Origin of the sequence: Actinotignum vesiculae, assembly GCF_051267215.1 — a bacterium.
Lineage (GTDB): Bacteria > Actinomycetota > Actinomycetes > Actinomycetales > Actinomycetaceae > Actinotignum > Actinotignum schaalii.
Map to the genome: position 1 here is coordinate 64,873 of NZ_JBOZGG010000012.1, position 14,301 is coordinate 79,173.

A 14,301-nucleotide genomic window follows, 5' to 3' on the forward strand; every position below is an offset into this window, starting at 1 on the left:
AGGAATCCCGCACTACACCCCATGTTACGCCGTAGTAAATGAATGTGCACGGATATTTAGGGTAACCGCCAATCCACCGGGCTGGCACCCTGCTCGGCCAGCAGTGCATTAGCGCGCGAAAAAGGCTTGGAACCAAAGAAACCGCGCGAGGCGGAAAGCGGCGACGGGTGCGGGCTGGCAATCACCGGGGTATTTCCCAGCAGCGGGCGCAGCTCCTGAGCGTTACGACCCCACAAAATCGCCACCAGCGGCTTCCCGCGCGCCGCGAGAGTGCGAATCGCATGATCGGTAACCTTCTCCCAGCCGCGCCCCCGGTGTGAATTGGCGTTATTCGGGGTCACGGTCAGCACCCTGTTGAGCAGCATCACACCCTGTTCGCACCACGGCGTGAGGTCACCGCTGCTGGGAAGCGGGGCGCCAACGTCGTCGTGTAATTCCCGAAAAATATTGACGAGCGAGCGCGGCGGAGCCACATTCGGTGCCACGCTAAAGGAGAGCCCCACCGCATTCCCGGGGGTGGGGTAGGGGTCCTGGCCCACAATAAGCACCTTGACGGAATCCAGAGGATAGGTAAAAGCGCGCAGCACATTTGTGCCCGCGGGAAGATAGCCGCGCCCGGCCGCGTTCTCTTCGCGTAAGAACGTGCCCATCTCATGAATGATAGGTTCAACAGGGGCAAGAGCCCGCGCCCAATCGGGGCTGATGATCTCGGAAAGAGGCTGCATAGTGTCAGAGTACCGGAGTGAGGAACCTCCTTTTACGAGCGCGCCTTCGGAACGGGGTGACGGTGAAGCTTCGTGGGAGGATTTCTTGCGCAGTGCCGGCCCTGCCTTGCACGACGACGAGCTGCGCGTCCTCACCACGGAGATGCGGTGGCGGGCCGTGTACCGCACGAAAACCGAGGCGATCCGGGCGCTCGGCATGACTCCCACCCGCTACTACCTCATTCTTTCCGGCATTCTCAATAACCCGCGCGCCGAAGTGGAGTACCCGGATGTGGTGCGAGCCATCACCCGGCTGCGGGACCTGCGCGATAAGGAACGCGGCGGGCGCGGCGAGTGACGCGCGCTGCAGGTGGTAGCCCCAGCAAGTGCCGCGCGGTGCGCGAGCAGTGCGGGCGGCGCGGGGCGGCGCGTAATTTGTGGCGACCGCGTGCCGCGTCACCGCTGATTGCGCGGCAGAAAACAGCTAGGCTAACGGTGTGGCAGGAAAGTACCCAGTAGACGAATTTGATATCGCGGCGCGCCAGCGCACAACCCGCGGCGCTCACCGCAAGCGCGAATCCTCGGCAAAGTGGTGGATCGCGCTCATCGCTATCCTCATTCTCGCCCCGGCTCTCGGGTACGGCATTGTCAAAATGAACCAGATTTCAGTAGCGCCACCCTCCCACAAGCCGAGCGTGAGCGCCCCGGCCCAGCCCTCGGCTACGGCGCCCGAAGCCGGCACCGCGGGTGCGGGCGCGGAAGGCAGCCCGGCCCCCGCTTCGGAAGCGCCGGCGCCCGCGGAAGAAGCCTCACCTTCGGCTTCCCCCACCCCGGCCGCTGAGGTGGATCACAGCCGTTCCACCCTCATCCTCAACGCCTCCGGGATTTCCGGATATGCTGCCGCACATCAGCGCCAACTCACCGACGCTGGCTTTACCACCACCTCCATCGGTAACTACCAGCACGCGGCACCGGCTCACTCCCAGATTTTCTATCCGGCGGCCGCTGATCTGCCCACCGTGGAAGCCATCGGTGCCGAATTGGGAATCACCGATTTCGTTGAAAACGCCAGTGCGAGCGGGGATAGCATCGTCGTCGTGCTGGCGGGGGATACCCGCGACTAAAGAACCTCGCGTGAAGATTCCCGGCTTCGCCAGCCGCTAAAACTTGAGTGCTTCCCGCTCAAGTTTTCGGGGCGGTTATCCGGGGCTAGGCGCGCGGAATTGCGGGCATATCGCGCTTTTCTGGCGGATGGCTGTTGCGTCGTCGTACCTGAACCACAGCTTGCACTCACGCCGTGAGAGTGCCAGAATCTCTGTTAGCACTCCGAGTATGTGAGTGATAAGTCCAACTGGTTGGTGAGGCTGACCGTGAGCGAAGAAAGGCTTCGCGCGGGAAGTCGTCCGTCGCGGGCACCGGCCACAGTGATTCTGGAGGAATATCGCATGGCAAAGACCATTGCTTTTGATGAGGAAGCACGCCGCTCCATGGAGCGCGGCCTCAATCTCCTCGCGGACACCGTCAAGGTGACGCTGGGACCCAAGGGCCGTAACGTCGTTCTTGATAAGAAGTGGGGCGCCCCCACCATCACGAATGACGGTGTGTCCATCGCCAAGGAAATTGAGCTGGAAGATCCCTACGAGCGCATCGGTGCTGAGCTCGTCAAGGAAGTCGCCAAGAAGACGGACGACATCGCCGGTGACGGCACCACCACCGCGACGGTTCTCGCCCAGGCCCTCGTGCAGGAAGGCCTGCGCAATGTGGCCGCCGGCGCCAACCCCATCGCGCTGAAGAAGGGTATCGATACCGCGGTCAAGGCCGTGACCGAACGCCTCCTCGCGGACGCGAAGGAAGTTGATACCCGCGAAGAAATCGCCTCCACCGCCGCCATTTCGGCCGGTGACCAGGAAATTGGTGAGGTCATTGCCGAAGCCATGGATAAGGCCGGCAAGGAAGGCGTCATCACCGTGGAAGAGTCCTCCGGCCTGGAGCTGGAGCTCGAGCTCACCGAAGGTATGTCCTTCGATAAGGGCTACCTCTCCCCCTACTTCGTGACCGATGCTGAGCGCCAGGAAGCCGTTCTGGAAGATCCCTTCATCCTCTTCGTGGATTCGAAGATCTCCAACCAGAAGGAACTCCTCCCGGTTCTCGAAAAGGTGATGCAGGCGGATCGCCCGCTCCTCATCATCGCCGAGGATGTGGAATCCGAAGCTCTGGCCACCCTCGTGGTCAACAAGATCCGCGGCACCTTCCGCTCCGTGGCCGTCAAGGCCCCGGGCTTCGGTGATCGCCGCAAGGAAATGCTTCAGGATATGGCCATCCTCACCGGTGGCCAGGTGATTTCCGAGTCCGTTGGTCTCAAGCTGGAGAACACCGACCTTACGCTCCTCGGCCGCGCCCGCAAGGTGGTTGTCACCAAGGAAAACACCACCATCGTGGACGGCGCTGGCGACCAGGAGCAGATCGACGGGCGTGTTTCCCAGATCCGCACCCAGATCGAAAACTCCACCTCCGAATACGACACCGAGAAGCTCCAGGAGCGCCTGGCCAAGCTCGCCGGTGGCGTGGCGATCATCAAGGCCGGTGCGGCTACCGAGGTTGAACTCAAGGAACGCAAGCACCGCATCGAAGACGCCGTGCGCAACGCCAAGGCGGCCGTGGAAGAAGGCACCGTCGCCGGTGGTGGCGTGGCCCTTATCCAGGCCGGTAAGGAAGCTTTCGCCGACCTCAAGCTCGAGGGCGACGAAGCGACCGGCGCGGCTATCGTGCGTTACGCTATCGAAGCTCCGCTCAAGCAGATCGCCAGCAATGCCGGCCTCGAGGGCGGCGTGGTGGCCGAGAAGGTCCGCAACCTCCCCAAGGGTGAGGGCCTCAACGCGGCCACCGGCGAATACGTCAACCTCATGGAGGCGGGCGTTATGGATCCGGTCAAGGTGACCCGCTCGGCGCTGCAGAACGCGGCCTCCATTGCCGGCCTGTTCCTCACCACCGAAGCCGTGGTGGCGGACAAGCCCGAACCGCCGGCTCCGGCCGCGCAGGGTGACGGCGGCATGGGTGGTATGTACTAAACCGCTAGGTTCAGCTGCAGCTGATGCCAAGGCATAAACCGTAAGGGTGGCGCGCTTTCCGTGAGGAGGGCGTGCCACCTTTGTGGTATCCGGAAGCGCGTACGGGCCACGGCCGCGGTGTGCCGGTGCGGCTACGTGCTACTGGTTCAGTCGCTGTTCACAGGTTCGGCCGCGCTTGACCGCCGCGGCCGCGGCTACATATCGGGTTCGCGCTCGATGCCGTGTGTGGGGGAGGGCTCGGCGGGCCGGCCCACAATATCGCCCTCCGGATCATCTTCGATCAGCGGCGGGATGCTCTCCGTATAGCGAGGGGTACGCCGGGGTGCGCCCTCGCGTTCCTTTTCCTTCCACACCTCTGCCTGGGCGCGATCCGCGAGCGGGGAATCAATATTCTCCGCCAGCGCGATGGCCTCATCGCGTTCCTTCTCCGCCGCCCGCCGGCGCGCATTAATCTTATTGAGGGTGGCCTGGGAGACCTCCTCACGCTGGCGCTTGCGAAGCTGTTCCGCACTCAGCTGCGGCTCGCTCGCCTCGGCGGCCGGCCCGGTGGGCAGCACTCGCGTGACTTCGCCGGCATCTTCTTCCGGAATCCGAGCTTCCACCGCTTCCAAAGTAGAAGTTTCGGTGCGGGCATCGCGATAGGCATCCGCCCCGGCCGGCGCGGTGGGTGCGGAGGGAGTGGCGAGCCCGGTGAGCGTCGTCGTACCTACATTCGCGTCCCCCGGGCGCGTCACGTTTGCCGGGCGCGTCACGTCCACGGTTCGCGCGGTATTTACTGTTCGCGCGCCTTCAGCACTTCCGGCCGTCTCCACGGGGCGCAGCGCCTCAGCCGTGTTCGCGCCATCCGCAGCGTGCGCCGTCTCCGCAGGCCGCGGCTTGTCCATAGCGTGCGGCCCGCCCGTATCCGGCTCCGGCTCGGCTAGGCGCTTACGCAATTTCGCGGCCTCCGCCTGCAAATTCTGACGTGCCGCATCCTCCCATTTTTGGCCCTCGGGCGTATAAAACAAATGCTTGCGCTCGAGCAGCTTCGCCACGATTTTCTCACGCCCGCGCCAAAAACTCTCGTCCGGAATATGCGGGTATTCCTCGCGAATCGCCTGGGTGTAGCGCCGGTAGCTCTGCGGGGACGCAGCCAAAATCGCCAGGTGCGCATCACGCAGCACCATAATGTCAATATCTTGTTCGGCGGTCCCCAAGCTGGTGGCCGGGGCACGCCCCATCACCGGCATCGCGGTGAGCGCCGGCGCCTTCATCCCCCAAATCAGCTCCGCCACCCGGCGCGCGGTTTCCGGCGCGATACCGAGCTGCGTCAGCTCATTTTCGGCCGTACGCGCCGAAAGCAGTTCATCTTCACCGCCGCGTTTCGTGTAGACGCGGTAGCGCGACGTCGAAAAAACCACGCCGTGGTACCAGGCCGCAAGCCGCACGGTATCCGGATGATGCGTTTCGTTAATGAGTTTTTCCACATTGGCGAGCATGGCCGTGAGGTGGTGAATATCGTGGAAGATACGATCCGGTTCCGACCAGCGCGCCAGCACCGACGTACACGTCTCCTGAATCTCCGCGCTGGACGCGGTCGCCCCCAGCCCCGTCACTGCCTTCTCGAAAGAAACCGGCAGCCACGAAGGAACGGACATATTTCCTCCCACCGTGGTGCGCACCCGCGGCGAACTTTTCGCCAGGGGACGACGACGCACGTCGCCCTCCGCACTCAAACGCAACTGATTCTAATCATGCCCAGGCCCGGGTGGGGAACATGTGGGTCTTTTTGCGGGGCGCGGCCGGTGCGGGGAAGTGCGGCACGGCGCGTGGACGCGGGCGGAGAGTTCTCCGGTTCCGCCACTTTTCGCCCAGCTGAACGCGATAACCGGGCCGGCGGGGTGCAAGGGCGCGGCCGGTGCACTAACGTAGAGACGTGATATCTGACGCAGCCTTTTCCGCCTCGCACGCAGCTGGCCGGCCCCGGGCACTGGTGACCGGGGGAAGTTCCGGCATCGGGCTCGCCTTCGCCCGCCAGCTCGCCGCCCGCGGATACGCGCTGGTCCTGGTGGCACGCGGGGCGCAACGTCTGAACGCCGTGGCCGAAAAGTTCCGGGCGCGGGGCGTGGACTGCGAAACGATGTGTTGCGATTTAGGTGTGGGGAACGACGTCGCACGCCTATGCGATTACCTGCGTGACAATGCCGTTGATGTGGTCATCAATAATGCCGGGGCTGGCCTGTATGAAAGCCTGGTGGACGGGGATATGGACCGGATTGACGCGGCGGCGGCCCTCATGGCGGGAGCGCCGGTGCGAATCGGCGCGGCGGCCACCGCGGCGATGGCTGCGCGGGGGAGGGGCGCTCTCATTAATATTGCCTCGGTGCAGAGCTTCGTTCCCATGGGTGCTTACGCGGCCCTTAAATCTTTTGTGCGGGTCTGGTCCGAATCGTTAGCCGTGGAGCTGCACGGCAGCGGGGTGACGGTCACCGCGGTGCTGCCCGGCTGGGTACGTTCGGATTTCCACCGCAACTCGGGTGGGAAACGCTCCGGGGTTCCCGATGTGCTGTGGCTGGAGCCCGATACGGTGGCGCGGGCCGCGCTCGCGGCGGCCGCGCGCGGAAAAGTCCGCTGCACACCCACGGTGCGCTACAAGATCATTGGTTTCCTGGCGGAGAAAGGCCCGCGCTGCGCGGTAAACTGGGTGGCAAGGAAAATTAATGGCAGTGGGCGAAAGGCGGACCGCGGGTGAGCGAGCTCGAACCGATTGATCCGTATCTGGATGAGTCCAAGGCCCGCCGCCGGCATCGGGTGCGCCGCGCCCTGACGAAACCGGTCATGTCCACGATTCTTCGACCTACCGTGCTGGGGGAAGAAAATATTGAGAACCTGGACGGCGCGTTTATCCTGGTGCCTAATCATTCTTCGCACCTGGATGCTCCGATGATTTTCTCGCTGCTTCCCGATAAACTCACCGAGCGCTTAGCGACCGGCGCAGCCGCGGATTATTTTTATCGCCGCCGTGGCATTTCTAATCTCACTTCGCTGTTCTTTAATACCTATCCCATTGAGCGCGGTAAAAAACCCACCGGGAAAGCCGGGTCGGAATATCAGCCCGGGCGTGCCAAGGGGATGACGGGTCGCCTGCTGGCCGCCGGTGTTCCGATTCTGATTTTCCCGGAAGGTACCCGCTCGCGCACCGGGAAGCTCGGCACCCCCAAGGCGGGCGCCGCGGCCCTCGCCCAGCGTTTCAATGTTCCGATTGTTCCCATCGCCATGTCCGGCGGGCACGAGGTCATGCCGGTGGGGGCGGTGCTCCCGAAATTCCGCGGCGAAGTGTTTTTGTTTATTGGCCGGCCCATGTACGGGCTGCCGGAGGAAGACCCGGCTGATTTTATGGGCCGGGTATTCACCGCTATTGAGATGATGCTCGAGCAGAAGAGCGCGCATCCGCTCACCCCGGAAGGCACTAGCCCCTTCGATCCGCCGGCGGCTGGCGAGCCGGGTGGAACGGCGGCTGAGTAGCCCGCCTATTCCTGCGCGCTCGGTTTCGCGGGCGCGAGAGCATCGGGACTCTGGCACGGTTCGCTCGGCGCGGGGAAGGTGAGCTGCACCGTGAGCCCGCCACCGGGGGTGGTCAGCGCCCGGGCGGTGCCGTGATGCGCGGCCATAATGGCGGCAACAATGGCAAGGCCCAGCCCGGAGCCCCCCGATTCGCGCGAACGTGAATAATCCGGGCGGTAGAACCGCTCAAAAATGCGCTGGGAATCCGCCTCGGAAATACCCGGGCCGTGATCGCGCACTTCGATAGTGGGCTGGCCCTCCGCGATGCCCACCGCCACTTCCACCGGGCTGGCTTCCGGGGCGTGCGCGAGCACATTCGACAGCAAATTCGCGATCACCTGGGTGATACGATCGGCATCCCCGTGCACCTCCACCACCTCGGGCGGCGGGGTGCTCCCATCCAAAGCAACCACCGTGGCGGTGCGTTGCGGGGCTCGCACCCGGAAATCAAGGATGGCGTTATCGGCCAGCTTGGCCAGATTGACGCAATCAAGATTGAGGGGCCGGTTTTCATCCAAGCGGGCCAGCTGGAGCAGATCCTCCACCAGTCCGGCCATCCGGTTGGCTTCTGATTCCACCCGTTCCATCGCCTCGGGCACCCGCTCGGGGGGAACCCCGCCCAGGCGGTACAGCTCGGAATACCCGCGCACGGTGGCCAGCGGGGTGCGTAATTCGTGGGAGGCGTCCGAAACGAAGCGCCGCATTTTTGCTTCCGAGCGCTCTTTTTCCGCGAAGGCATGCTCGATTTGGGCGAGCATAACGTTAATAGAGTTGGCGAGCATCCCAACTTCGTCGTCGTCCTCACCGTGCGGGACGCGTTCGGCCAGGTGCCCTTCTGCGATGGTATGCGTGGCCGCCTCGATATCACGCAGGGATCGCAAGGTACGCGATACCAGGCCGGTAACGGCAAGTCCGGCGGCCAGCACGGTCGCGAGCCCGGCGAGCACGAAAATAAGGCGCAGCCGCGCAATCGTAAATTCGATAGGGCCGAGCGGCTGGGCAATAATAATATTCCCGGTGATGAGGCCGCCGGTGGAGGTCGGGCTAATGGGATGCACCAGCACTCGCCAATCCGAGCCGTACAGGGTGGAAGGAACCGTGACCGGCTCTTCGGAACCCAGGCTGGCAATACGCTCAAGTTCGCGCGGGTAACCGAATTCTTCCACGGCCCCCGGGTTGGGGAGTTCGTAGGTGGTTACATCTCGCTGCCCGGCGATACCCCAATTGACCCGCACGAAGAAATCAGAAAGGTTGAGGGAGGACTGGCTGGCGCCGGGCATCTCCTGGAGGAACATCCGTTCCACCGAGCGCGCATTCGTGGTCAAATCCTGGTCGATAGTGGAGACCAGGTATTGCTTGAGGAGGGTGACCGAAGCGAAACCCAAAAAGGTTGCCGCGGTGCCCACCAGAATAACGAAGGCAATAATGAGGCGGCCGGCCAGGGTGCGGGCCGGCCGCAGCGCGCGCCGGAAAACTCCACCGCGGCGGGTGCGAGCGCTTTCCGCAGGGAACGGATCGTGACGTTGGGTCATAACCGAATGCTATTTGGAAGCACGCAGAACGTAGCCGATGCCACGGCGCGTGTGGATGAGCGGCACAAGATTGCGTGCCTCCTCCGGGTCGGTAATCCCCAGCGCTTCCGGGGAATCAATTTTGCGCCGCAAATAGGAAATATAGGATTCCACGATGGAGATCTCACCCTGCCAGTTGTAATCCCATACATGGTCGAGGATCTGAGATTTAGAAACCACCCGCTCGGCATTAATAATGAGGTAGCGCAGCAGCTTGAATTCGGTGGGGGAGAGCTCCACCGGGCGGCCCGCGCGGGTGACTTCATAGGAATCTTCGTTCATTTCCAGATCCGCGTAGCGCAGCACCGCCGATTCGGTTTCCTCAGGGCTGGTGCGCCGCAGCACCGCGCGGATACGAGCCACCACTTCCTCCAGGGAGAACGGTTTGGTGATGTAATCATCCCCGCCCACGGTTAGGCCCTGGACCTTGTCTTTCACATCATCGCGGGCGGTGAGGAACAGCACGGGTAGATCGTGATCGCGTTCGCGCAGGCGGCGCAGTACCTCAAAGCCGTCCATGCCCGGCATCATAATATCGAGGACGGCCAGGTCCAGATGCTGATTTTGCTGGTGAGCGAGGGCTTCCGCGCCATCGGCGGCGGTGTACACATCGAATCCGGCGAACCGGAGAGAAACGGAAAGAAGTTCACGGATCGAGGGCTCATCATCAACAACGAGGATGGCCGCTTCGGGAGTGTGCTCGGTAGGCGTCATGACGTTAAGGAAACTCGAGGTATCTGGAAGCTTCCTGAAAGTTTGCGGGAAGCGAAAGCAAAGCCGTGGGAGCGATAGCGGTGGAACGACGACGCCGCGGGCCGGGGTGGCAGCGCCACCCCGGCCCGGGAAGTCGGCTGTGCTTTAGTAGCTGGAGAAATCCCGGCCTTCGAGTTGCGCGGGTTCTTGGCCACTCTTGAGGGCGGCTAGGCGCGCTTCGATTTCTGCGTCGTCGGAATGATCCTCCAATTCGGCGAATTGGTCGGCCAAGCTCAGGGAGGCAACTTCGGCCTTGCCCTGCGCCAGGGCTTCCTGGCGGCGGACCCGGTCTTCGAAACGGGCCAGCTCGCTGGTGGGATCAAGCACGTTGATCGAGGAGATGGCGTCCTGCACTTGGCTTTGCGCCTCGGCGGACTTTTGGCGCGCCACCAGCGTGTCACGCTTATTCTTGAGCTCGGTGAGCTTCTCCTTCATCTGGGTGAGCCCGGATTTGAGCTGCTCCACCACCTTTTCCTGGGAGGCGAGCATGGGTTCGGCATCCTTGGCTTCGCGCTCGTACTGGATCTGCTTGCTCAGCGCCACTTTCGCCAGGTCATCCCAGTGGTTCGCGCCCGCTTCATCGCCCTTGGCGCGCATCTCATCAGCGCGGCGCGAGGAGGCGATGGCCTTTTGGCCCCAATCGCGCGCGGCCTTGACGTCCTCGTTGTAATCGGATTGCGCCAGGCGCAGATTGCCCACGGTCAGGGCCACGGCATCTTCGGCTTCCGCGATGGAATTCTTGTAATCGCGCACCATCTGGTCGAGCATTTTCTGCGGGTCTTCCGCGCGGTCGAGGAGCGCGTTAATATTCGCCTTCGCGAGCTGGGTAATGCGTCCGAGGATTGTTTGTTTTTCAGCCATGATCAGCCTTTCTCTGTGTTATCGAGTAGGAATGGGGTGATGTACTGGATAGATAGTATCCGGGCGGGGCGCGATCAACGGACGCACGCGGCCACCGGTATTAGAACGAACGGCTCCCTCCTCCCGCGGCGCCCCCGCCGCCAAATCCGCCAAAGCCCCCGCCGGAGCCACCTCCGAATCCTCCGAAGCCTCCGCCGAAGCCGCTGGAGCGCTCGCCGCCAAAACCGGAACCCCAGCCCGAACCCCAGCCAGAATTGTGGCGGGATCCGCCGCTGGTCAGCGAGCCGAGGAACATGCCGAGCAGCAGGCTGCCCACGTCCCCGCCGCCGTTGCCGCCGTTGCCGCCGAAACCTCCCGAAGCGCGGGCGGACATGGCCTCCTGTACCGCATCTGTGGCGCGCTGGGCGTAGGATTCGGCCCGCGCGTAATAATCGCGGCGTTTGGCTAGGTCATCGCTGGTATCCCCGGCTTGGAGCGCGGTGCGGGCCGCCTCCAGCGGGGCGCGCGCCTCATTCCCGGTGCTCCAGCGGTTCTGTGAGACCATTGCCTCCGCCCGCTGCACCGCGGCCTGGGCCCGCTGGCGGTCCCGCTCCAGCCCGGCCACCTGGCGCCGGTAGTTTTCCTCGGCATCCCGAGCCGGGGCAAGAGCCGCATCCAGGGCATTTTCCGCTTCGGTGAGCTCGCGGATTCCGGCGAGCGGATCCACCCGCTCCCCGCGGTATTTCTCCACCAGCGCCGCCGCCCGATCCCGCGCGGCTCCCACCTGGGCGTTCCCGCCGCCGATGCGATGGGCATCGGCAATATCCGCGGAAATTGAGGAGATATGTTCACCTAGCTGGGCGAAAGCCTGATTGACAGATTCTTGAACGTTGGAAATGGCACGGTAGCGTTCCGCGGCCTCATCCAGGGCCTGTTCGGCGATGCGCACAAAAGGCACGGCCTGGTTGCGTTCGCCCGCGCCGAGCAGCTGATCGACCTGCCCGAGCGCAATATCCGCCCCGGCCAGCAAAGCTTCAATATCCGCCGGGTAGGTGCGGAAACTCGCCACCGCATTCTCCCCGTAGGTGGCCGCCAAGGAATCCAGTTGTCGGGTGGCGCTGGGAAGATTGGCGCGAATATCCGCCGCTCCCTCGCGCACCCGCGCCGCGGCTTCCTCCACATTGGCCGCCAAATCCCGCAGCCGCGCGAATTCTTCTTCCTGTTCGGTAATGGCCCGCTGCGCTTTTTCCGTGAGCTCCAGAATTGCGGTGTTATAGGCGCGCACCTGCTCCGGGGTATCCGGAATATCGTCATCTAAAAGCTGACGCTGGTTGAAAGCCTCCTGGAGATACTGCTGTGCCTGCGCGAGCGCCTGGTCAAAGCCGCGCACCGAATTCACCCCGAATTGCGCCCGCGCGAAATTGAGTTCCGCGGCGGCACTGCGAACGCCGTCGTCCGTCGCTAAGAGCGCCGCGGCGGCACGTTTGCCGAGCGCGGCCAGATCTTCACGAGTTTTATTTTCCGCCTGCTTGCGTTTCCGCGCGCGCACGAAAACAATCGCCCCGATAATAACGACGACGACGCCGCCCCCGAGCGCCAAGCTGGCCCAATCCGTTTCTTCGCCCTGCGCCAGCGCCCGGGTGTAGGCGAGGGAGCCCTCCAGCCAGCGGCCGTCCCGGTAGGCGTTGCGCACCTCCGCGGTAAAAGCCTTATCCAGATCGGAGGCGGAAAAACTCGCGCGGCCGTAGGCATAACCCAGCTGGCGGCTATCCACGGCTACCGCGATGAGTGCGGCATCGCTGGACAGTCCGGCCCGGTTGAATGTTTCGATGGGCCACTGGTCCGCGCCTGCGCCGTCGAACCTATTAACAAAAACGAAACGCACCGCGTAATCCGTCTCATCTTGGAGGCGGTTGAGGGAGGTGCGCAGCTGCTCTTCTTCGCTGGCGGAGAGGACTTGGGCTTGATCGGTGACCGGATCGACGCTGGTGAGGGGTTCTTCCGCGGCGGCCAGCGGGCCGGAAAAGAGCAGTGCGCCCGCAAGTGCGAGTGTTCCAGCTATCCGGCGTACGATCCCCATAACTTCACCCTTCCGTGCGCCCGGTGCGGCACCGGGCCTGCCCCTTACGTGGTGGACAGCACAATTTAACCACAGCATTCTGGGAGCGGGATGGGAAATGGGGCCGGGGGCGTTCAGCCGGTAGCGTTGCCTGTGCCCGCGGGGGCGCTGGTAGAATGACGCTGGTGCTTCGCCCGACCGTGTGCGAAGCGTTTTTGCTAGAAATGAGAGTGTTGTGCCAACCGGAAAGGTTAAGTTTTTCGACGCCGCTAAGGGCTTCGGCTTTATTGTCAGCGATGAGGACGGTGCGCAGGTCTTCCTGCCCTCCTCGGCCCTCCCGGAAGGGCTCACGCCGCGCAAGGGTCAGCGGGTGTCCTTCGGGCTTGCCGATACGCGCCGCGGCCCGCAAGCACTCAATGTCGAACCGATAACCAAACTTGAATCGCTCGCGCGGAAGAATAGGCGTTCCCCGGAAGAAACGGTGGTGATCGTGGAAGATCTCATTCGGCTTCTGGACGGGGCCTCCACCCAGCTTCGGCGCGGCCGCTACCCGGAAGGGGGAGGGCAAATCGCGCGCGCCTTGCGTGCGGTTGCCGATGATTTTGATGCCTAAGAATGAAGAAAAAGAAGAATGCGCGGGGGTTGCGGGGGCTGAAGCCCCGGAATTGCATTTCCCCGAGGTGCGGGTAGAAGGTCACGCGGACGAGGGTGCGGATGCGGCGCGCCCGGAAGATCGCGTTGATGAAAACGTGGCGGTGACCCCGGATGATAAGCGGGTGGAACCGCAACCCGGCCTGCCCGAAGATCGGGTGCTGGCCGCGGCGGTTGATGAAGCGCGGGCAACCCTGATTGAGGCTGTGGCCGAGCGTTTCGTGGGGGAGTACGCGGGATTCCTCGCCGAGGATACCCGGGTGGTCTCCTACCTCTTTACCTGTACTCATCCGGGGTATCACGGCTGGTACTGGAGTATTACGGTGAGCCGGGCGAGCCGGGCTCGTTCTGTGACCTTTAACGAGATTGAGATGCTGCCCGGTGCGGGTGCTTTGCTGGCTCCGCGCTGGGTGCCGTGGAGTGAGCGGCTAGCCAAGCTGGAAACGGAAAAAGCGCAGGCGCGAGCCGCCTCGGAAAAGGAACGTAAGGAATCGGCGCGGGCGGCCGCCGCGGAGAAGGCCGAGCGGGCCGAGCGCAGCGGGCGGCGGCGCCGGGTGCGGCGCAAAATCGCGAGTGCGGAAAGTGAAACCAGCGCGGGAGGAACGGACGCCGCAGCTCCGGCAGCAGCGCCGGAAGCGGAAACGCCCGAGCCGGTCGCCAAAGAACCCGCCCGGGCTGAGGCCCCGGTGGTAGCCGCGGCTAATGCCACAGCTCCGGTGATTCGCCGCGGGCGCGAGCGCACCGTGGTGCGCGGATCGCGCGGGCGGCGCTACCAGGCCACCGGCGCCCTGAGCTAAAGCAGGAGCAGCGGTGATGCGGATCCAGGGGCGAGCCAGGGACTATGCGTGGGGCGGCACGAGCGCGCTTCCCGCGCTCTTCGGCTATGCGCCGGCGGAAACCCGGGTGGCGGAAATCTGGCTCGGCGCCCACCCCGATGATTCGGCCCAGGTGATTGCCGCTCAGGATGCCCCGCTTTTTGACCTGGCTCAGCTCTACCCGTCCGCACCGACCGGGGAACACCGGATTGGGCGCGAATCGGAGGCGGATGAGCCCGGGCGCGCCGCGCTGCGCGGGGTACGCGGGCGGCGCCGCTCGCGGCGCCGGGCCGGCCC

At 64.0% G+C, this 14,301-nt stretch carries 14 protein-coding genes; 8 read left to right on the forward strand and 6 right to left on the reverse strand.

What is annotated here, in order from left to right; all coding sequences use genetic code 11:
• Nucleotides 1-56: 56 nt before the first annotated feature.
• The gene (locus ACRQHG_RS07245) at nt 57-725 is read right to left on the reverse strand and encodes a uracil-DNA glycosylase (protein ID WP_435713163.1); all 669 of its coding nucleotides are present in this window, start codon (nt 723-725) and stop codon (nt 57-59) included.
• A 1-nt stretch (nt 726) separates the two neighbouring features.
• Between ACRQHG_RS07245 and ACRQHG_RS07250 the strand changes: the two genes are divergently transcribed.
• From ACRQHG_RS07250 to groL, 3 genes are all read left to right on the forward strand, one after another.
• Entirely contained in the window at nt 727-1,062 is a 336-nt protein-coding gene (locus ACRQHG_RS07250; RefSeq protein ID WP_435713162.1) for a DUF3263 domain-containing protein, read from the forward strand.
• A gap of 139 nt (nt 1,063-1,201) precedes the next feature.
• Nucleotides 1,202-1,828: a LytR C-terminal domain-containing protein gene (locus ACRQHG_RS07255; RefSeq protein ID WP_435713161.1), complete on the forward strand. Its 627-nt coding sequence runs from the start codon at nt 1,202-1,204 to the stop codon at nt 1,826-1,828.
• 321 nt (nt 1,829-2,149) lie between these two features.
• Nucleotides 2,150-3,772, forward strand: a complete 1,623-nt coding sequence (groL, locus tag ACRQHG_RS07260) for a chaperonin GroEL (protein ID WP_016443292.1) — start codon at nt 2,150-2,152, stop codon at nt 3,770-3,772.
• A gap of 194 nt (nt 3,773-3,966) precedes the next feature.
• Here groL and ACRQHG_RS07265 read toward each other — a convergent pair whose 3' ends face one another.
• On the reverse strand, nt 3,967-5,487 hold the full coding sequence (locus ACRQHG_RS07265; RefSeq protein WP_435713160.1) for an HD domain-containing protein: 1,521 nt from the start codon (nt 5,485-5,487) through the stop codon (nt 3,967-3,969).
• A 200-nt stretch (nt 5,488-5,687) separates the two neighbouring features.
• On the opposite strand from ACRQHG_RS07265, the gene ACRQHG_RS07270 reads away from it, so the two are divergent.
• A complete protein-coding gene (locus tag ACRQHG_RS07270; protein WP_435713159.1) occupies nt 5,688-6,503 on the forward strand; it encodes an SDR family NAD(P)-dependent oxidoreductase in 816 nt (271 codons plus the stop codon).
• Nucleotides 6,500-7,276, forward strand: a complete 777-nt coding sequence (locus ACRQHG_RS07275; RefSeq protein WP_435713158.1) for a lysophospholipid acyltransferase family protein — start codon at nt 6,500-6,502, stop codon at nt 7,274-7,276. Before ACRQHG_RS07270 ends, ACRQHG_RS07275 begins: the two co-directional genes overlap by 4 nt.
• 5 nt (nt 7,277-7,281) lie before the next feature.
• Here ACRQHG_RS07275 and ACRQHG_RS07280 read toward each other — a convergent pair whose 3' ends face one another.
• From ACRQHG_RS07280 to ACRQHG_RS07295, 4 genes are all read right to left on the reverse strand, one after another.
• A complete protein-coding gene (locus ACRQHG_RS07280; RefSeq protein WP_435713157.1) occupies nt 7,282-8,847 on the reverse strand; it encodes a sensor histidine kinase in 1,566 nt (521 codons plus the stop codon).
• A gap of 9 nt (nt 8,848-8,856) precedes the next feature.
• Complete coding sequence (locus tag ACRQHG_RS07285; protein WP_026428430.1) at nt 8,857-9,600, reverse strand: response regulator transcription factor; 744 nt, start codon at nt 9,598-9,600, stop codon at nt 8,857-8,859.
• A 144-nt stretch (nt 9,601-9,744) separates the two neighbouring features.
• Nucleotides 9,745-10,500, reverse strand: coding sequence for a PspA/IM30 family protein (locus ACRQHG_RS07290; RefSeq protein ID WP_035276494.1), 756 nt, complete (start codon nt 10,498-10,500; stop codon nt 9,745-9,747).
• A 100-nt stretch (nt 10,501-10,600) separates the two neighbouring features.
• Nucleotides 10,601-12,559, reverse strand: coding sequence for a TPM domain-containing protein (locus tag ACRQHG_RS07295; RefSeq protein WP_435719856.1), 1,959 nt, complete (start codon nt 12,557-12,559; stop codon nt 10,601-10,603).
• 214 nt (nt 12,560-12,773) lie between these two features.
• Between ACRQHG_RS07295 and ACRQHG_RS07300 the strand changes: the two genes are divergently transcribed.
• From ACRQHG_RS07300 to ACRQHG_RS07310, 3 genes are all read left to right on the forward strand, one after another.
• Nucleotides 12,774-13,151 (forward strand): cold-shock protein, encoded by a 378-nt coding sequence (locus tag ACRQHG_RS07300; RefSeq protein ID WP_026428428.1) that lies wholly within the window; start codon nt 12,774-12,776, stop codon nt 13,149-13,151.
• Complete coding sequence (locus ACRQHG_RS07305) at nt 13,144-13,986, forward strand: DUF3027 domain-containing protein (protein WP_435713155.1); 843 nt, start codon at nt 13,144-13,146, stop codon at nt 13,984-13,986. Before ACRQHG_RS07300 ends, ACRQHG_RS07305 begins: the two co-directional genes overlap by 8 nt.
• A gap of 16 nt (nt 13,987-14,002) precedes the next feature.
• A partial coding sequence (locus ACRQHG_RS07310; protein WP_435719857.1) for a type I phosphomannose isomerase catalytic subunit occupies nt 14,003-14,301 on the forward strand: 299 nt, incomplete at its 3' end.